The sequence below is a fragment of the Deltaproteobacteria bacterium genome, assembly GCA_017302835.1.
Classification (GTDB): Bacteria; Bdellovibrionota; Bdellovibrionia; order Bdellovibrionales; family Bdellovibrionaceae; genus UBA2316.
This window is the reverse complement of record JAFLCC010000006.1, coordinates 183,991-201,294: the sequence shown is the minus strand read 5'-3', so window position 1 is coordinate 201,294 and position 17,304 is coordinate 183,991. Positions and strand designations below refer to the sequence as shown.

Sequence of the window (17,304 nt, the reverse complement as noted above, 5' to 3'; positions counted from 1 at the left end):
CCCTATTTCAACTAATTTTAAAAAGCTCTAGTGCCTTTTTCTTTTGTCTAAAATGGTCAACTACAGGAGGTGGGTATTTCCAACGACTTCGGTCTGCATCGGGCTCATGTATTTCTTTGGGAGTAGCTTCGCGTAACTCTGGGATATATTTTTTAATATACCTACCTTTTGGATCAAATTTTTTGCTTTGAAGCCACGGATTGAAAATTCGAAAGTAGGGTTGAGAATCACAGCCTGTGGACGCAGCCCATTGCCAACCGCCATTATTTGGGGCTAGATCTCCATCTAAAAGGTACTTCATGAAATGTTTTTCACCCCAACGCCAATCAATCAATAAATCTTTTACCAAAAATGAAGCGACAATCATCCGAACCCTGTTGTGCATGAAGCCTGTATCTCGAAGCTCTCTCATTCCAGCGTCGACAATTGGAAAGCCAGTCGTTCCTTCTTTCCATCTTTCAAAATAATCAGAACGATTTTCCCATTTGATGTTTTGATAGCTCATTTTGAATGCCGTTCTTTCAACATCAGGTCTGTGGTATAAAATATGGTAGTAAAATTCCCTCCAAATAATTTCTTTTAAAAACTGATTCGGACCCTCAGAATTCTTCAATGGTAAATTTATTAAATTAAGATACGTGAGAATTTGGCTGCAAGTTAAGCTTCCATTTTTTAAATAAATTGATAGTCGAGAGGTTCCTTCGATATATGGAAAATCCCGCATGTCTTTATAGGCTTCAATTTTTTTCGAGAATTGTTTTAAGGCAGCCCAGGCAACTCTGCTGCCGGCATCTGGTATGGAAATTGTAACGTGTTTTAAATTCTTTTTCTCGAAATCTTCGAGATCGTCGCGAATTTCCAACCCTGATGGCAAAATCTCTTTCCACTTCAGATTAAATAATTGTTTTTTATTAGCAGAATTATCATTTAGAATAAGCTCGTTTGAAACTCTATCGCCTCCAGGCTGAGAATTTAGAAGCTCCAGCCATTTTCGGCTGAATGGAGAATAGACTTGATAGTAAGAACCATCGTCTTTCCTAATTTCATGCGGCTCGAAAACAAGATGATCTCTTGCCGTAATAACATGAATATCAAAAGATGAAATCAACTCTTCCATTTTTTTATCCCTTGCACAGGCAAAGGGCTCGTAGTCTCTGTTCCACGAAACATAGCTCGGTAATGACTTCTTTGTTTTTTTTAGTGAATTTACTAGAAATGAAAAAAAAACAGAAGGCTGCCTATCAACCACTATTAAATCTCCACCTAAAGAATTAAACTCCTCTTTCAAACTTTTAAGTGTTTTTAAAAAAAAAGCAAATCGGTTATAGGAAAAATCATCTCTTGCAAGAAAGTTTGAGTCGAAACAAAAAATGCCGACGACTCGTCCATTGGTTTTCTTCCACACTTCTCGAAGAGATTTGTTTCCTATGATTCGCAAATCTCTTCTAAACCAATGAATTGCCCATGACTGGCTCATTTTCGTTCCTCGCTTTAATAAATTACTAGGTTTTTTGAAGTGAAAAATGGGCTACATTTATTCTTTTAATTGCTGCCGCAAGTTCAATGTCTCCTCCAGAAACTATCTCATTTAAAACGCCTCCATTTTTTACGAAAATCTCAGCGACCTGCGGTCCTTCGCCGAACTTATATTCGGTTCTTGGGTCCATGAATTTTAGTCCAATAGAACCAAATTTAGCTCTTTCAAGAACTTTAAATAGAACTTGATTGTTTATGTTCTGTAAATTCATAAGTAATTTTCTCCTTGGGTGGTGATGGTCTTTTAAAAAAATCTGCACCCCTCAACCACAAAATAAGGGCTTGCAAATGAATCCTAAGAATTACCATTAGAGTCAGCCATCCGTATTTCCTTAGAACGTAAAGTGACGAATATTTTTCAAAAGGCTGGTATTTCAATTTGATTTTAGTATTGATTTTCAATTCTGATTTATTAAAGAGCTGAATACTTACTTCGTTTTCTTTTTCAGATTCAGTAAATTTAAATTTATAGTGTCCCTCAATGTCAAGAAAGGGTGACACATGAAATTTTTTAATTGTCTGGTGTATCTTGGGACCGGTTGAATTAACGCCTTTTATAAAATAGAAGTGCTTGTCACCAAAAGTATTGTTAACTTCACATAAAACCGAGTCTAATTTTCCGCCACTGTAACAGTACCAAAAACTAACTGGATTAAATACATATCCGAACATTCTCGGCAATGTCTGAAGCCAAATCTGATCACAAGTATAATTGAGCTCCTTAGCTATAAATTCTAAAATTTTTTCTTTTAAACTAGCTTCTTTAGAATTTAAATAATCTTTAGGTTTTAGAGAAAGAAAAAATCCTTTTTCTAAACTTTTTAAAACCTTTTCGTTGTGAACTGGAACAAGAAGGTTAAATATCGGGTATGTAAAACTATAAGGTGACTTAATTTTTTTTCTGATTCTTCCTATAAAACTATTTTCGCTTTTATGAACAGGAGGCCTAGAATGCCAAACAAATCCTTCCCCAATTAATACCGTATTTTGATCTTTTAAATCCATGGGGGTACAACTCCCATTAACTTTGCAACATTTACCGCGCTCAGTATTCCGTCTTCATGAAATCCATAACGAGTCCATGCTCCCGCAAAGAAAATTCCTTCTGTCCCTTGAATATCGGGAAGACGTTTTTGAGCCTCTATGGCTTGAAAATTAAATTGAGGATGATCGTAATGCAATTTTAGATGCGTGCTTGCGAAATCATTTTTGCCATTCAAAGTTACAAAGTAATTCTTCTTTGAATTCAAGGGCTGAAGCTTGTTGATATAATAAGTAAGGGAAATTTCTTCGTTACTATTTGCTTTCCCTTGGGCCAAAACATTCCATGCTGACCAACACAATTCGGTTTTTGGCATAACTGACCTATCTCCATGCAAAACAACCTGATTCGTTGTTACATCAAAGCAGGCGATTTCTTTAGCAAGCTCTGGAAAATCGTTCTGAATGATTTTTTTTGATGTAGGTGCGTGTGTAGCAAGTATAACTTTATCAAAATCAATTTCTGAGTTTGGAGTGAGGACCCCAATACTGTTGGGCTTCTTTCGTATGGCTGTGACCTTTGTTCCTAGATGGACACGCTCGAGCTTATCAAAAACACGGTTCACATAGTTAATTGAGCCGCCTTTAATAGTTCGCCAAATGGGTCGATCGTTGATCTGCAAAAGCCGATGATTTATACAAAATGTCAGAAATGTTTCAGCAGGAAATTTGAGGGCGTTTTCATACGACATCGACCAAATGGCGCCCGTCATAGGCAGAAGATAGTGATTCTTAAAAGATTCATTGCATTTCAAAAAATCAACAAGTTCACCGAGAGTCCAGTTATTTTTAATACTTAACCGAAGATTCTCTCCGGCGTTTCTATTAAAACGAACTATATCTAAAAGCATTCTAAGAAAAGAAGGACGAAATAAATTACGTCTTTGAGCGAAAATGGTTTTAAGGTTTTCTCCTCCCCACTCAATACCATCTTTCGTTTGAATGGATAATGTCATGTCGGATTCGACTGACTCAACACCCAGATAATCTAAGAATTTTGTGAAGTGTGGATAAGTCAGAGTATTGTAAACTAAAAAACCTGTATCCACTGCCACATTTCCACTTTCATTGTCTTGAACATTTACGGTGTTTGCATGCCCACCCAATCTTGGGTCTGATTCAAAAAGATGAACCTCAAATTTGTCGTTTAGAATCAATGCCACAGCTAAGCCGCTGATTCCAGCGCCAATGATAGCAACTTTCATAGTGGAGCTCCCGGAAAAAATCGATTGGTCTTCCTTTGGTATTCAATGTATAGAGATCCTTTAGACTTTAGCAATTGGACTTCTGTGGCTGGAACTCCAGTCAAAAAATTGAGAGTTAAATACATCACCACTGGACTGAGAATAGCGAAATATCCATTTGGAGAAGGTACTGCCGCGATAGCAATCCCACACCAAATGATCCACTCAAAAAAATAGTTCGGATGTCTTGAGTACTTCCATAGACCCTTATCACAAACTTTACCCTTATTTTCGGGACTCATCCTGAAAGCATGAAGCTGCTTGTCAGCAACGGATTCGCCAATAAAACCAGCAGCAAACAAAAAAATCCCAACCACCGTCAAACTTGAAATGGATGGATCCTTATCTTGGACGAGAAAAAGAAATGGGAGAGAAAAAAGAGCCTGTGACAGACCTTGAAAGAGAAAGAAGATTAAAAACTGTGCCTTGTCCCATTTGCTTTTCAAACCGATATATCTGGAATCCTCAATCGGAAAATGAGACTTGAGTCGTATAGCTAGATGGGTTCCTAATCGTATGGACCAACATGATGCTAATACCACAGCTATCAATTTCTTGGTAGGCGTACCATTTGCAGTCATAGCAAAAACTACAGTCAATAGACCAATTCCATAGGACCATACGACGTCGACAAGACTGTAATAATTCATTTTTTGAGCATACACCCAGGTTAGCAACATTAATAGAAGGCAAAAGGCTAAACCAATAAAAAAAATAGAAACAGAGCTCACTGTAACTGCCCCAGTTTAGTTATTTCTTCAATTCTCTTTTGCCTGAAGGAAAATATCTTATTGACAGTTTTTTCAATCCATCGACCTAATAATAACTTTCCAACTAAGGACCCCGGAATCTGGTAAGTTACCTCATCACGCAAAAGACAACCTCCAGGAACAGGTTCAAATAAATGTAGGTGATGCCATTTCGAGTAAGGTCCTTTTATTTGCTCATCGACGAAGAATTCATTATTTTTCCAATCGCTGATTAATGTTCTCCAATAAACTGAAACTCCATGAATTTTTAATTTATAGTCGATAACAGATTCTTTTTTTAAAAATTCATTTGATTTTGCTTTAATTTTAAAATTGAGCCAGGGAGGCGTAAGAGTTTCTAAGTTTTCAGCCTTACTAAAAAATGGAAAAATTTGATCTGGCTTCAATGGAACAAATTGATCTTTAAAAAGACTATTGTCTAACCTATTCCAATCTTTTAGTTCTTCTTGGAGAGCTGACTTTAAATCCGGAAATTGAAATTGAAACCCTTTATCATTTAAAAATTTTGGCTGAACGCTCAAGCTTGATACGATGACACTTGCTGCTTCACCTAATACCAAACTCAAAACAAAGCGAGGGACTGATCCTATCAGTGGTACTTTATGGAATTCAGCTAACAAGCCTACAAAATCCCTGTTTCGTAAAGGATTGGGAGTAACACAGTTTACAGGACCGGAAATAGTTTCATCTTCTATCATCAACTGCAGAATCTGAACCATATCCTTGATATGAATCCAGCTCATCCAGTGTTGACCGTCAGAAATTTGAATCGGCGGCATTTTAGCAAGAGCGCCACCCTCACGCGAAATAACAATTCCCGTCCGAGGTACCACAACACGCATCTTTAAATTTTCGGCAGCAAGTGCTTCTGCTTCCCACTCAATGCAAACCTTGGCTAAAAAATCTGTTCCCGATGTCGCTGATTCATCCAAAATCTCTTTTCTTTGATAACCATAGTATCCAATTGCCGATCCAGAAATGAAAGCTTTAGGTCTTTTGTCAGGAGGCAATCTCTTGACGGCCAAAACTAAGTTTCTTGTGCCAATTATTCTTGATTCAGCAATACTTTTTTTACGGTCTTTAGTCCAATAGGAATCAGCAATACTTTCACCTGCTAAATGCACAATGGCATCCAGCGGATCCAGGTCCGACAAATCAGGAATTTCATTATGATTCCATGCAATGACATTTTTCTTAGGAAGCATAAAAAATTTATCAGGACTACGAACAAGCGCGTAGACTTGATGGCCCAGGCTCAATGAATTTCTAATTAAATTTTTTCCAATCAATCCAGAGGCACCTGTTACCAGTATTCGCATAAACTAAACCTTTAAAACGGTGTTTAATAAAAAAGCATCGATCTAACTTTATTATGTTAAGACCTTATTGTTATCAACAACGCGGACTATACAATGTTTAACTACGTTATTAAATAGGAATTGGATCACTCCTTACACAAAAATATTTTTTAATCCTGATGTGATCCAATTTGAGCAACCATACGTATTATAGGACATGGAGTCGTCTTTTAGCTTAATTTGGACAGTTCAATTGAGACCGGGTAACGGTTATGCTACTTTTTTTCCTAATCTTTCACGGAGAAAAAGGATGAACCAGCCATCTCAAATTCTAGATTTCGATGCCTTAATGAATCGGGTCAAAGAACATCGCTGTCGAGAATCATTTCAACAGTTGTTCAAGGCTTTTTTTGGAAATGTCGTTGCTTATTTAAAGCGCTCTCGGGTTGAAGAACAAAAAGCCTCCGATTTAGCTCAAGAGGTGTTTATTTCCGTTTGGAATAAATCTGAACTCTTTGATTCAAGCAAAGGCACGTTTAAAGTATGGATGTATACCATTGTCAGAAATCTAAAATTTGATCATTTTCGATCAAAAAAAAGAGATGTCTTAAATCTTTCATCCAAAGATATTTATGAAATGAGTGATGATATCTCTGATAACTTTAAAGACGAACACTTAATTATCGATAAGGATATTCGAATCCGCGTAAGCTTACTACCTCAAGAACAACGGGATGCGGTTGATTCCATATATCTCCAAGGATATTCGCAATCTGAGTACGCCGAGCTTCGCAGTTTGCCTCTCGGGACTGTAAAATCGAGAGTTCGACTAGCTTTTGCTCAATTAAGGAACCGATTGGAGGACAAATGAAGCACCATCCTTCAAATGAAGTATTAAGAAAATTTGCGGCTGCAGAACTCAATGAGTCTCTATCCTCGGTCATATCTGCACACATTGAGCAATGCTCGATGTGTTTAAATTCAGTGGCTTCGTTTGAAAAAGCTTTGGCCTCTGACATGTATTCAAGTTCTCCAGCTTCGCCAGACTCGCTCGACGAGATTTGGCTGAATATTTCAAGTCAGCTAGATTCCAGTAAGAATGAACAAGCAAATTTTTTTGACTTCAGCAAACCTACCGAAATTGTAGTTGGCGACCAAAGGTTTGAAATGCCTCGTAGTCTGCGCCATTTAAGTCTAACTAGTTTGAAGTGGATGTCTTTTGGTCAGCGAGGAAAAATTGCAAGACTGAAAGGAAATGAAAGTAACTCCTTACTTCTGATCTATCTAGGACCAAATGAGGAGGTGCCTCCTCATTCACATTCCGGGGCTGAATATAGCTATGTCATTTCTGGAAGTTTTGCCGCTGCGGGATCTGAGTTCGAAACTGGAGATTTTTCATTTTCTGATCATACCGTTGTCCACTCGCCTAAAGCGACTAGTCCTGATGGATGTCTCTTATTGAGTAACGTTGAAGAACCGCTTTATTTTTTCCGGGGAATGCTAAAACCATTAAACCGGATTTTTTGGAGATTTTTAAACTGGAAATTTGACCATTTGTAATGGCACTTAAAAGATTGATTTCGCTTACCAATGGCAGTTTCAATTAATGATTGAGGTAAATCAAATGAGGAGTTTTTTTATTATGGCAAGCCTATTAGCAATAATTTCAGGCTGTACAACAGCTCAAGTGCAAGACTACAAAAATCAAAAGCCCATACTGTTGCTTGAAGACTACTTGAGCGGCAATCTCGAAGCTCATGGTTTTTTTCAAGACAGATCTGGCATGATCGTCAAACGATTTAAGGTTCTAATGAAGGGGACATGGAATGGCAACTCAGGAACTTTGGACGAAGACTTCGAATATTCCGACGGTAAAAAATCAAAGCGCGTTTGGAACCTAAAAAAAGAAAAAGATGGTAAATATTCAGGAACAGCATCTGATGTTGTAGGAACTGCTGAAGGTGAATCAGCAGGAAACGCGTTTCGATGGAAATACACTTTAGATTTGCCTGTAGGAGACAAAAGTTATCATGTCCAATTTGATGACTGGATGTACCTGTTAGACGACGGAATCATGATAAACAAATCCAAAATGAGTAAGTTCGGGTTTTACTTAGGAGAAGTAACGTTGGTGTTTTTTAAGAGGAAATTATGAAAATTATAAATTTGTTTTTCATTCTTTTTGTCCCCATAGTTATCCAAGCAGAGATTCTTCAAGGAATAGCAAGAAATAAAATGGGCGAAATCTTGTTTCATGAAAAACATGAAGTCGAAAAAGATGACTCTGGTTTAAATAAATTCATTCGCGTTGAATATACAAAACCAGACGGAATTGAGTTTGCAACAATGACCTCTGATTTTTCAAAAAGCAAAACCGTTCCTGATACAACATTCGAAGACAAACGATTCAAAACAAAGTACACAATTCGTTTATCTAATGGGTTTGTCGAATTCGAAGAAATAAAAGAATTTAAATCAGTTTCAAAAAAAAGTATTCCTTTCAAGGATACAATGGTTGCCAGCCAAGGATTTGATAACTTCATCCGCTTGAATTTTGCACTTCTTGAAACGAAGTCAGTTGAGTTTAATTTTGGAGTGCTTGATAGTAAAGCTTTTTATTCGCTAACGGGATATCGAAATCCCGCCAATTCTCCAGAAGAGTCTGAATATGGAATCAGGGCCAGCAATTGGTTCTTCCGACTTTTTGCTGGTGAGCTAAAGGTAGTCTATGATTCAAAAACCAAGCAGCTAAAGTCTTTTGCTGGCAGGTCCAATATCTTAGATGATTTAGGCAAACCTCAAGACGTTGTGATAAGCTACAGATGGCAAAACAAACCATGAGAAACCGTGACATTATTTTTTATTTCAGTTTTGATCGGATCATACTAAATCTGACAAGAAGGCTCACATGAATATTAAAGGCACAAATTTTCTAGTAACCGGTGGAAATAGAGGAATTGGGCTTGCCGTAGCTGAAATGGCGGCTCAAAGTGGAGCCCATGTTTACCTTGCCGCCAGATCATTTGATGGAAACCTTGAGGTAAAGTTAAAATCTCTTGGTGCTGCCTCCGTTCATTTGATGATTTGTGATCTTGGCACAAAAGAAAGTGTCGAAAACCTTTGTATTTATCTAAGAGAACTTCAGATCGATATTCTTTTTAACAATGCAGGTCTTTTGACAGGTGGCCTTATCGAAGAGCAACCCTTAGATGAGATCTACTCAATGTTTCAAGTCAATGTGAATGCACTCGTTCATTTAAGTCGAGCCGTTATTCCAGGAATGATTAAACGCGGTCGTGGTAAAATTGTAAATAACGCTAGCGTTTCAGCTTTTATGCACTTTCCCTGCGCCTCAACTTACTCCGCATCAAAAGCTGCTGTGGTGGCTTTTACAGATTCTATAGAAGCAGAGTTATCTGAAACAGGCGTCTCAACATTATGCTTAATCACTCCTGGAGTTAAAACCAGAATGTTTGATGAGATTGAAACAAAATATGCAAAAAATTTTGAGGTCCCAAAAAACTCGATCTCAACTGAAGAATACGCTTTAAAAATTAAGGCAGCCATAGAGTCTGATGACAAATATCTGCTCCCCGATGGGGCCACATCTGTTGGACTATGGATAGCAAGGTATTTGAGTCCCATTTTTCGTTCGGTGATAAAGAAGAAGTTTAAACGGTAATTTTTAGTAAAATGTTATGAACCGAGTCCTATTACTCCAATTCAAATTATGGTAATTAGGAGCCAATTTCCCCATCAGACGGACGACCGCGGTACCATGACGGATCCAATTTTTTTTCTTTGGGAACCATGATCCAAAATGTGCTACCTTCGCCAAATGTGCTCTTCAAATGAATTTCACCACCCATAGATTCAATAATTTTTTTGCTAATGGGCATACCTAAACCTGTCCCTTTGCTATGCTGGCTAACTTTTCCAATGGTTTCAAACTCATTAAAGACTTTTTCAATATCTTCAGAGGCAATTCCAACACCAGAGTCACGAATGTATAGATTTATGAATTTGGTATTTTCTTCTAGCCAAATATTAATAGTTCCATTTTCATTATTGTACTTAATTGCATTGGTTAAAACATTGGAAATGACTTGGCACAAACGGACCGCATCGAAGTAACAGCTCGAATTAAAAGATGGGGTTTCTATGCTCATCCTAATTCCACGTTCCTGCGCGAGGTTATTAAGGCTATTCATTTGCTCTTCTACCAAAGCAAACAAATTTCCTTCTTCAATGTAGTAATCCATTTTACCTGCATTGATCCTAGATAAATCTAAAATATCATTTATCAATTCTAAAAGTTGCTTTCCCTGGTCGTAAACAATCGACACAAACTCATCTAATTGTTCTTGGGTTTCATAGAAACGATGTTTTAATATTTCTGCTGAGGAAACAATGGCTGAAACAGGAGTTCGTAGTTCATGGGTTGTAAGGGCTATAAATCGATCTTTTGCTAAGTCCAATTCACGCAATTGTTTATTTTGTAGCAACATTTCTTCATAAGCTAATTTTAGTTCATTTCTTTTTGTTAAAATTTCTCGTTGTAATTTATTTTGAACACTCAAGTCTTGAAATTGAATTAAAAGAAATTTTTCATTGGCTACATTTATTTGTTTTGTCATGACACTGGCAATAAAAACTTGATCATTCCATTTCTTAACAGTCACTTCAGAAAAAAACCCCTCATGCTCAAGAAGCTCTTTACTAAACGCTCTAAAATTCTTTCCAAACTCAGATTTGGGAATGAGACAGTCCATTGTGACCTTTACCGGATCTACATTTATCGGAAATTCTAAAATTTCCGCAGCCAATCGATTGGCATAAAGACAACTGTTTGAATTTAAATCAAAAGCCAAGGTGGCGGACATCGATTCTTCATTTACGATTTCAAAAAAATCATTTATAACAGCTTGTTGGATCTTTTTTATACTCATGAAGCTCCACCAATAATCCTAATAAACTCTGTGGCTCGCTCTAATTGAACTTCAATTTCATTAGCCAATGGTTTGAAATCGACTTTGGAATCTATCATGAGTCTAATAGTTAGCTCTTTCGTTGGAGGCATCACCATTTCATGACCGCTATTTCCAAATTTCTGTGCATGAATAATCAAATTTGACAAAATGACGGTATCAACGATTCGGCCCAAGTCATTAGATATTCCGCCCCTTTTTTTAAAGTCCGATTGATGATGATAGCTTATAGCGGCTTGAATCTGCCTTGGCAAAAGCCACTTTTCTGCGAGTAATCGTCCTATTTCTGTATGCTGAGGAAAATCTAATTTTCCTTCTGCCTCATCAATGGACATTTTGTTCTCTTTAGCAAAAGAGATTAAACTCAAAAATGCATCTGGGTCAGTTAGGTAAATGGCAAGTTTTCCAATGTCATGAACAAGGCCGCAGGTGAATAGATCAGATGGAAGTGGATGTTTAGTGTATTTCGCAATGGTTTCAGCCGCAATACCCACACCAATAGAGTGTTGCCAAAAATGATTGATATTAAAATCGTTAGTGCCCTTAGCTTTCAGTGCTGAAATTATCGAGCTGCTTAACACTAACTGGTTGACCGTATCAAATCCTAAAAAACCTATGGCACGTCCCAATGTGGCGGCACCTCCTGGAATTGCATAATAAGCTGAATTTGCCATTTTCAATACTTGTGAGGTTAGGGCCAAATCGTTTTCCAAAATTTTTACAACTTCATTCGTTGACGACATTGGGTCGTTAATAATTCGACTCAATTCATAGACAATCGATGGCAGGGTCGGAAGATTGTCTAGCTTTTTTAAAATTAAATTTTGATCCAGTTTGAGCGCTCCCATAAGGATTTACGCCACCAGTTTCGGAAATTTTTTATCTGGAAAAAGTTCTTGCAGTTTCTCTGCAACCCTCTGAAAGGTCAAAGGCTTAACGATATAACTGTTTACACGCAATGCCTTAGCTCGCATAATAAATTCACGATCCGTAACTGCTGTAGCTAAAATAACTGGCAAGTCCTTCAATGAAGCAGATTCCCGAATAAATTTTAGGACTTCAAGACCGTCTTGATTAGGCATCATGACATCAGAAATAACAAGTACTAAATTCTTAACGGTTTGGCTTTTCAGAATATTGATTGCCACTCTCCCGTCCTCACATTCTATAACTTCATACCCTAGTTTTTTTAGAACATGAACGAGTATTTTTCGATTGGTGGCCGAGTCTTCGGCTACCAAAACTGTATCCTTTTCGACTATTGGTTCAGTTTCCACTGCTTTAGTTTCTGCTGTTTTTATTTCTATTTTATCCTTGGTATCGATAGACTTTGCAGAAGTGTTTTTATTAGAATCAGACATTGATGTCCTCCATGGAAACAATATCGAGAGGAATCTTCAAACTCTTAAGTCTAGAACAAGAGATCAAATTGAAACTAACCAAAGACCTAGTTGTGAAAAAGACATGGGCTTTTTGGTCCATCTTTTTGAATTCTAGAAAAATACAGCTTGCAGACCAACTTTGGCTTCAAAGAGTTCATCTTTATCGTAGCTCAAACTCCCTCGCTTGTTGGAGGGGTTGAGGTTGTAATCTCCACGGATGTACATCTGTATTTTTTCACCAGCGGGAATTTTTAGATAGGCTCCTGTTGTTACTTGCTGGTACTCAAGTTCAAAATCTGAAGTGGTTTGCAATGCACTCGATGCATAGGAAGATCTATTTTGAAAAAGCCATTTGAGCTCCAAACCTGTTCTCAATCCTGTTCCAAACTCAAAAAATCCAGAAGCCGTAATTTGATTTCCTCCATCAATTTTTGCTGTCTCGGAACCGAGTACCGATGTGATCTCCATTTCTCTTTGCAAGAAATGTTTATAGGAAGCCCCTCCTCCAAATACAAATTTTTCATGGGGAATCTGGGCCCCTCCTTTGATAACCACTTTCGTTCCGCCAGAAGAAGCCGTGACGGTTCTTGAAAGAGCATTTATTTTCAACGCTTCAGGACTGGTCTCTATTCCAGTTTCAATCAAAATAACAACAGGGGAAGTGAGTTTCCACTTTACTAAGCCGGTCACATCTTTAAGACCTTCGATTTTCGTTGTTGAAGTTGAGTTTTTTTGGCTTCCACTTTGGTAGGCCATCTGTATTTTGCCAGCAAATTGATCTGTGAAGCCATACTCACTACTAAATTCAACACCAGAGTTTTCAACCTTGTCAGACTCTTGCTGCGAAGAACTTTTAATTGTACCCGCTGCAAAGAAACCTGCCGTATCTACAAAAAACCTTTCGCCGCTCACTTGAAAGAAATTAAGAGGATACTTTTGCCATTCTTGCAATTTTATATCAGGCCCCTGCCCCAAACCTTGCAAGGAAAAAAGACAGCTAACAAACCACAGGAAAATATTCATTCTGAATTTTATCATAGACATAAAATCATCCTAGGAAGAATCCCTATCAAATGCAAGTCCCAACAACGCAAGACTCATTTTCAAAACTGACAGGCTCGGTTTGACACTCAGGAGTCTGGGTGTGACGAATAATGGAATAGGCCTTTCGTTTCAAAAAAATATTCTTATTTTGTTTTTGGCTCAAGCAGGCACTCCGAGCATAATCTAAAAATATTTCAGACATTTGCTCACTTTCTTCAAGGTAATCTTTAGCTTCGTAGACATTAATTCCAATACCCTCCTTTGAGGGAGAGGATTGAAATACGTTGAAATCAAATGACTGTACCTTGACATCATTGCAACTTTTTAAATTTCTTATTCCAAAGGGGTCTTCACCCGTTGAATAGATCATCACCACATGTCCATTAAGGGAAACAATATCTCCCACTTCAATGCTTTGATTTGGCTTCAAAGTGATCCTCTTTAAACAATCCCAGCCACTGACTTCGGGACTTATAAATTGCTTCGACTGTGCCGCTACGACATCACTCGCGACAAAGGGCTTATTTGATTTTAACCTCAGCCCCCCTCCTAATAGAACGGAATAGACCAATGCCGAGCAATCATAACCTAAGACATTGGTGCCACCCAAGTTGGAAAAGAAATCCAATTTACCTTCCAGGCCACGGGTAAAATTAGGTCTTCCTCCATAATCATAGATTAGGGGATTTTCCTTTATTGAAAAACACTGAGGACCCGTCAACGGAGATTGCAGATAGTAATTTGTTTTTAGTAGTGAACTTAAATTTGAAATCGTTCGCATCATCCCCTTACCATGACAACATTTCTCCTGGATACCTTCCACATTAGGAACATTAGCCGTCAATGGCTTTAACTTTAATACGTCACAACTTTGATAAGTCACGGCCAGCACTTTTTCCATGATTCTTTTAATAAAGGACTTTACGGGGTTTTGTTTTTTCAAACCCTGGATTTTTATGGCTGTGTTTTTTTCAGTAACTTTAGATGTCGCTGCAGGAGGGCATTCCATGCCTTTTGATTTTAACTTGGAACTAATAATTTTGATTTTTTCTTGAATTTCGCTGATCATTCTTTTTCTGAACTCAGAACTCGCATCCTCCACTTTAATTTGCGTTGCCAGTTCAAGAATATTTTCATTATCTTCCTCAAGACTTAGCTTTAACAAAGCTTTATAAAAATCCGAATACAGGGTGTAAAATAGATTCTGAGCCTCTAAATCTTTAAATTTTAAACCCAGCTTAAAATCATCAAATTCCATTTGATGCAGATGCGACTCCGTACCAAGGGCAGCAATCAGATAGTCCATTCCAACATCGTAGGACTCCTCACAGGTGATTCGTTCAAGATCATTTATCAAGAGCGATGGCTTCCCCTCAGCCCCCTCTGATTTAAAAGAATATACGATCAAGCTCACCATGATAATTTTTACGAAACATCTCATTCCAAATGATTTTATTTAGCATCATCCATAAAGTTGAGTAAAAAATAATCATTCTAGACCATGATCTGGTTGAAATAATTATATGTTTAAGATTCTACAGTAGAAAATTAGTTGGATTGAACTATATTAACCCGTACTCTTTGTGGGGATTAATGATGGTAAATTTAGAAGGACAAATAGAAAAACAAATGGATAGTGATTCTATGGACATAGATAATAATAACCAAACCAACTTGTCAGGAAATTTTTCTGCGAAAAATTCTAGCCTTGCTGAGCACCTTGCTGAAGGTGATTTAAAGATAGATATATTTTCTAACAAGATTTCTTGTATCTCCCTACTCGATGGAGTTTCTCTTTTTGAATTAATAGGGGTAAGCTGGATGATGGCTCTGACCTACCAAAATTGGAGCCATGAAACCCATGAACACGCCTATGATGAAGTTCGCCACACAAAACTGATTCAAGATTGTGCTCGCAATTTGCGCTGGACTCTTGAAGATAACGATATTCTAAAAGAAGCCAAATTAAACCGTGTTTTTGTCAAAGAAACAGAGATCTACCTTCAAAGTTTGGCCAAGCGGGTTTTTCGATTAACCTTTCACCAAAGAACCTGTGACAGTCAGTTTGCAATTTCTTCCTATGCCCTTCTTGCATTTTTGATTGAACGTCGTATCATGAAAATCTACCCCTGTTTTGCTAAATTTTCCCCTCTACAAGAAGTTCAAGATTTAGCTAAGTCCATTATTCATGACGAACGCAACCATTTGACCTTGGTCACGGGAAAGTTACCTGAAGGTTTGGACTTCGCGGACTCATCTCAAGATGAGATTATTCTCATGGAAAAGCGACTTGCCTCTGAATGGAGTTCTAAGCTTAACGAAGCCTATAAAGAAATTTTGGGATAATTATCCGATGCAGGCACTTCTTTTTCCAGGATTAGATGCCCTCTTTGTAACTTCCAAAATGAAGCGCTGGCTACCTTATGATTATATCAAAAAATCGTTTCAACGCTCTTCCCAAGTTCTTTCCGAGTTAACCGGACAGAATGAAGATTTAGAGACTTTTTTAATTACCACCCACCGACCCCATTTAGTTGATTTAGATCGCACTCTCATTGCCCTTACCACCCTCCAAGTGGCTGTGGCTCAAGAGTTAGCTAACCGAAATTTTTCTTGGAATTTGATTCAAGGATGCAGCCATGGCGATATCGCCAGGTCTGTTTTATGCAACTCTATTGACTTAGAAAAAGCGATTCATATCATGTGGAATTTTTCAAGTTTAAGAAAAATGCTCCCCGAAGGGATGACGTGTACGGTTCGAACTCAAGACGGCTCCCCATTAACAGCAGAGCAAAAAAATTGGCTCTCTAGTTTTGCCGCTCCCATCAGCCAATGGTCCACTGAACATGGCACCATAGGTACGGACCTTGAAACTTTAAAATCCATTCAGGCTGAATCCAAAAATCAAAATTTAAAGATCAAAGAGATGCTTCCGTTTCCAGTCCATAGCTCGACGCTGAAGCCCGTTTTTGAATTACTCAGAGCGACTTCTTCGCTATGGCCTGTTGAAAATCCGAAAGTTTCCACTTTTTCGAGTGTCTGGCTAAGGGACTTAATAACGGCTGAAGATATTGTCAATGAAGCTCTTGCTGGAGCTGTTGAACCTGTTTTATGGTGTGAAACTTTAGAGCATCTCTACCACCAAAAAGGGATACGCTCGTTTATAAATGTGGGACCAAGTAACACTTTAACGAGTTGGTTATTTAATAATAAGGCCTATCAAGATTTACAATTATTGGATGCCTGGGAACTTTTAGGAAATGCCAAAAATGAATGAATTTATTTTAATTTTAACTATTCTTTGTCTTATCCTTTTTCGCCACTGGTGGGGCCCCTATTGGCTCTATCAATATCTTTATGTCACTCATAAAGCAAAATGGAGGGAAGCTAAAATTCAACCAAAAGAACCTCTGGCCAGAACTATAGATCAAGATATAAAGCGAAGCTACTCGTCAATCATTGTAGATTTGGCGATCGTCTTAGTTCTCTATCTGCAGTTTTTTTATTCCTACTCGAAATTAAATTTGAATTTCAGTTTCACATGGGGGTCCTTGTTGGGCTCACTTGGATTCATATTCTTATTGTTTTTGCTTCAAGATTTTTATTTTTTCTTGACCCATTGGTTATTTCATCAAGGTATCCTTTACAAGAAACTTCATTCAGTGCATCATCAGTCTACAAATCCAACCCCGTGGACTTCTTTTAGTCATCACTGGTTAGAGCTCTTTATTGAACTCTGTTTTTACCCTTTAGTTCTTTTTTTTCTACCTATTCCCTTATTTGTCTTGATGTATTATATCTTTCTAACTTCAATAATTAATTTTCTAGGTCATTCTGGTTTTGAGTATAAATATTTGAGCTTGGCTAAATTTAAAGGACTTAATTGGATTGCGACATTCACTTTTCATAATAGACATCACCAATTTTTTCATGGAAACTATTCTCTCTATTTTAATATATGGGATCGAATTTTTGGAACTACAATTAGAAGAAATGAATGA

19 protein-coding genes are annotated in these 17,304 nt (G+C 37.6%); 8 read left to right on the top strand and 11 right to left on the bottom strand.

Going from position 1 to position 17,304, the window contains the following annotated elements; genetic code table 11:
* Window positions 1-7 precede the first annotated feature (7 nt).
* Genes J0M15_08930 through J0M15_08905 form a run of 6 tightly spaced genes read right to left on the bottom strand, consistent with a single transcriptional unit; the run spans window position 8 to window position 5,910 of the window.
* On the bottom strand, window positions 8-1,477 hold the full coding sequence (locus tag J0M15_08930) for a deoxyribodipyrimidine photo-lyase (protein ID MBN8537166.1): 1,470 nt from the start codon (window positions 1,475-1,477) through the stop codon (window positions 8-10).
* 25 nt (window positions 1,478-1,502) lie between these two features.
* The gene (locus J0M15_08925; protein ID MBN8537165.1) at window positions 1,503-1,748 is read right to left on the bottom strand and encodes a hypothetical protein; all 246 of its coding nucleotides are present in this window, start codon (window positions 1,746-1,748) and stop codon (window positions 1,503-1,505) included.
* Complete coding sequence (locus tag J0M15_08920; GenBank protein MBN8537164.1) at window positions 1,711-2,541, bottom strand: DUF1365 domain-containing protein; 831 nt, start codon at window positions 2,539-2,541, stop codon at window positions 1,711-1,713. Before J0M15_08920 ends, J0M15_08925 begins: the two co-directional genes overlap by 38 nt.
* Window positions 2,532-3,782 (bottom strand): FAD-dependent oxidoreductase, encoded by a 1,251-nt coding sequence (locus tag J0M15_08915; protein MBN8537163.1) that lies wholly within the window; start codon window positions 3,780-3,782, stop codon window positions 2,532-2,534. Before J0M15_08915 ends, J0M15_08920 begins: the two co-directional genes overlap by 10 nt.
* Window positions 3,779-4,552, bottom strand: coding sequence for a DUF1295 domain-containing protein (locus J0M15_08910; GenBank protein ID MBN8537162.1), 774 nt, complete (start codon window positions 4,550-4,552; stop codon window positions 3,779-3,781). The genes J0M15_08915 and J0M15_08910 overlap by 4 nt, the downstream gene beginning before the upstream one ends.
* A complete protein-coding gene (locus tag J0M15_08905; GenBank protein MBN8537161.1) occupies window positions 4,549-5,910 on the bottom strand; it encodes a TIGR01777 family oxidoreductase in 1,362 nt (453 codons plus the stop codon). Before J0M15_08905 ends, J0M15_08910 begins: the two co-directional genes overlap by 4 nt.
* A 289-nt stretch (window positions 5,911-6,199) precedes the next feature.
* Here J0M15_08905 and J0M15_08900 point away from each other — a divergent pair, with 289 nt between their 5' ends.
* The 5 genes from J0M15_08900 (at window position 6,200) to J0M15_08880 (ending at window position 9,571) form a co-directional block, all read left to right on the top strand.
* Entirely contained in the window at window positions 6,200-6,760 is a 561-nt protein-coding gene (locus tag J0M15_08900) for a sigma-70 family RNA polymerase sigma factor (protein ID MBN8537160.1), read from the top strand.
* On the top strand, window positions 6,757-7,449 hold the full coding sequence (locus J0M15_08895) for a cupin domain-containing protein (protein MBN8537159.1): 693 nt from the start codon (window positions 6,757-6,759) through the stop codon (window positions 7,447-7,449). Before J0M15_08900 ends, J0M15_08895 begins: the two co-directional genes overlap by 4 nt.
* A gap of 64 nt (window positions 7,450-7,513) precedes the next feature.
* On the top strand, window positions 7,514-8,044 hold the full coding sequence (locus tag J0M15_08890) for a DUF3833 domain-containing protein (GenBank protein ID MBN8537158.1): 531 nt from the start codon (window positions 7,514-7,516) through the stop codon (window positions 8,042-8,044).
* Window positions 8,041-8,730 carry a hypothetical protein gene (locus tag J0M15_08885; GenBank protein MBN8537157.1) on the top strand — a complete coding sequence of 230 codons (690 nt, stop codon included), beginning with the start codon at window positions 8,041-8,043 and terminating at the stop codon, window positions 8,728-8,730. Before J0M15_08890 ends, J0M15_08885 begins: the two co-directional genes overlap by 4 nt.
* A 67-nt stretch (window positions 8,731-8,797) precedes the next feature.
* A complete protein-coding gene (locus J0M15_08880; protein MBN8537156.1) occupies window positions 8,798-9,571 on the top strand; it encodes an SDR family oxidoreductase in 774 nt (257 codons plus the stop codon).
* Window positions 9,572-9,626: 55 nt separating this feature from the next.
* Here the strand turns inward: J0M15_08880 and J0M15_08875 are convergent, their stop codons facing one another.
* The 5 genes from J0M15_08875 to J0M15_08855 form a co-directional block, all read right to left on the bottom strand.
* Window positions 9,627-10,838, bottom strand: a complete 1,212-nt coding sequence (locus J0M15_08875) for a HAMP domain-containing histidine kinase (GenBank protein ID MBN8537155.1) — start codon at window positions 10,836-10,838, stop codon at window positions 9,627-9,629.
* Entirely contained in the window at window positions 10,835-11,725 is an 891-nt protein-coding gene (locus tag J0M15_08870; protein MBN8537154.1) for an HDOD domain-containing protein, read from the bottom strand. The genes J0M15_08875 and J0M15_08870 overlap by 4 nt, the downstream gene beginning before the upstream one ends.
* A gap of 6 nt (window positions 11,726-11,731) precedes the next feature.
* Window positions 11,732-12,238, bottom strand: a complete 507-nt coding sequence (locus J0M15_08865) for a response regulator (protein MBN8537153.1) — start codon at window positions 12,236-12,238, stop codon at window positions 11,732-11,734.
* A gap of 132 nt (window positions 12,239-12,370) precedes the next feature.
* Entirely contained in the window at window positions 12,371-13,303 is a 933-nt protein-coding gene (locus J0M15_08860; protein MBN8537152.1) for a hypothetical protein, read from the bottom strand.
* Between the two features lie 25 nt (window positions 13,304-13,328).
* Window positions 13,329-14,744, bottom strand: coding sequence for a hypothetical protein (locus tag J0M15_08855; protein MBN8537151.1), 1,416 nt, complete (start codon window positions 14,742-14,744; stop codon window positions 13,329-13,331).
* A gap of 152 nt (window positions 14,745-14,896) precedes the next feature.
* On the opposite strand from J0M15_08855, the gene J0M15_08850 reads away from it, so the two are divergent.
* Genes J0M15_08850 through J0M15_08840 form a run of 3 tightly spaced genes read left to right on the top strand, consistent with a single transcriptional unit; the run spans window position 14,897 to window position 17,304 of the window.
* On the top strand, window positions 14,897-15,649 hold the full coding sequence (locus J0M15_08850) for a hypothetical protein (protein ID MBN8537150.1): 753 nt from the start codon (window positions 14,897-14,899) through the stop codon (window positions 15,647-15,649).
* 7 nt (window positions 15,650-15,656) lie between these two features.
* Window positions 15,657-16,580, top strand: a complete 924-nt coding sequence (locus tag J0M15_08845; GenBank protein ID MBN8537149.1) for a hypothetical protein — start codon at window positions 15,657-15,659, stop codon at window positions 16,578-16,580.
* A complete protein-coding gene (locus tag J0M15_08840; GenBank protein MBN8537148.1) occupies window positions 16,573-17,304 on the top strand; it encodes a sterol desaturase family protein in 732 nt (243 codons plus the stop codon). The genes J0M15_08845 and J0M15_08840 overlap by 8 nt, the downstream gene beginning before the upstream one ends.

Coding starts and splice junctions, on each gene's coding strand:
- J0M15_08920 (MBN8537164.1), bottom strand. CDS start 2,541: ATGGATTTAAAAGATCAAAATACGGTATTAATTGGGGAAGGATTTGTT.
- J0M15_08925 (MBN8537165.1), bottom strand. CDS start 1,748: ATGAATTTACAGAACATAAACAATCAAGTTCTATTTAAAGTTCTTGAA.
- J0M15_08905 (MBN8537161.1), bottom strand. CDS start 5,910: ATGCGAATACTGGTAACAGGTGCCTCTGGATTGATTGGAAAAAATTTA.
- J0M15_08895 (MBN8537159.1), top strand. CDS start 6,757: ATGAAGCACCATCCTTCAAATGAAGTATTAAGAAAATTTGCGGCTGCA.
- J0M15_08850 (MBN8537150.1), top strand. CDS start 14,897: ATGATGGTAAATTTAGAAGGACAAATAGAAAAACAAATGGATAGTGAT.
- J0M15_08890 (MBN8537158.1), top strand. CDS start 7,514: ATGAGGAGTTTTTTTATTATGGCAAGCCTATTAGCAATAATTTCAGGC.
- J0M15_08900 (MBN8537160.1), top strand. CDS start 6,200: ATGAACCAGCCATCTCAAATTCTAGATTTCGATGCCTTAATGAATCGG.
- J0M15_08860 (MBN8537152.1), bottom strand. CDS start 13,303: ATGTCTATGATAAAATTCAGAATGAATATTTTCCTGTGGTTTGTTAGC.
- J0M15_08930 (MBN8537166.1), bottom strand. CDS start 1,477: ATGAGCCAGTCATGGGCAATTCATTGGTTTAGAAGAGATTTGCGAATC.
- J0M15_08885 (MBN8537157.1), top strand. CDS start 8,041: ATGAAAATTATAAATTTGTTTTTCATTCTTTTTGTCCCCATAGTTATC.
- J0M15_08840 (MBN8537148.1), top strand. CDS start 16,573: ATGAATGAATTTATTTTAATTTTAACTATTCTTTGTCTTATCCTTTTT.
- J0M15_08915 (MBN8537163.1), bottom strand. CDS start 3,782: ATGAAAGTTGCTATCATTGGCGCTGGAATCAGCGGCTTAGCTGTGGCA.
- J0M15_08865 (MBN8537153.1), bottom strand. CDS start 12,238: ATGTCTGATTCTAATAAAAACACTTCTGCAAAGTCTATCGATACCAAG.
- J0M15_08870 (MBN8537154.1), bottom strand. CDS start 11,725: ATGGGAGCGCTCAAACTGGATCAAAATTTAATTTTAAAAAAGCTAGAC.
- J0M15_08855 (MBN8537151.1), bottom strand. CDS start 14,744: ATGAGATGTTTCGTAAAAATTATCATGGTGAGCTTGATCGTATATTCT.
- J0M15_08845 (MBN8537149.1), top strand. CDS start 15,657: ATGCAGGCACTTCTTTTTCCAGGATTAGATGCCCTCTTTGTAACTTCC.
- J0M15_08880 (MBN8537156.1), top strand. CDS start 8,798: ATGAATATTAAAGGCACAAATTTTCTAGTAACCGGTGGAAATAGAGGA.
- J0M15_08875 (MBN8537155.1), bottom strand. CDS start 10,838: ATGAGTATAAAAAAGATCCAACAAGCTGTTATAAATGATTTTTTTGAA.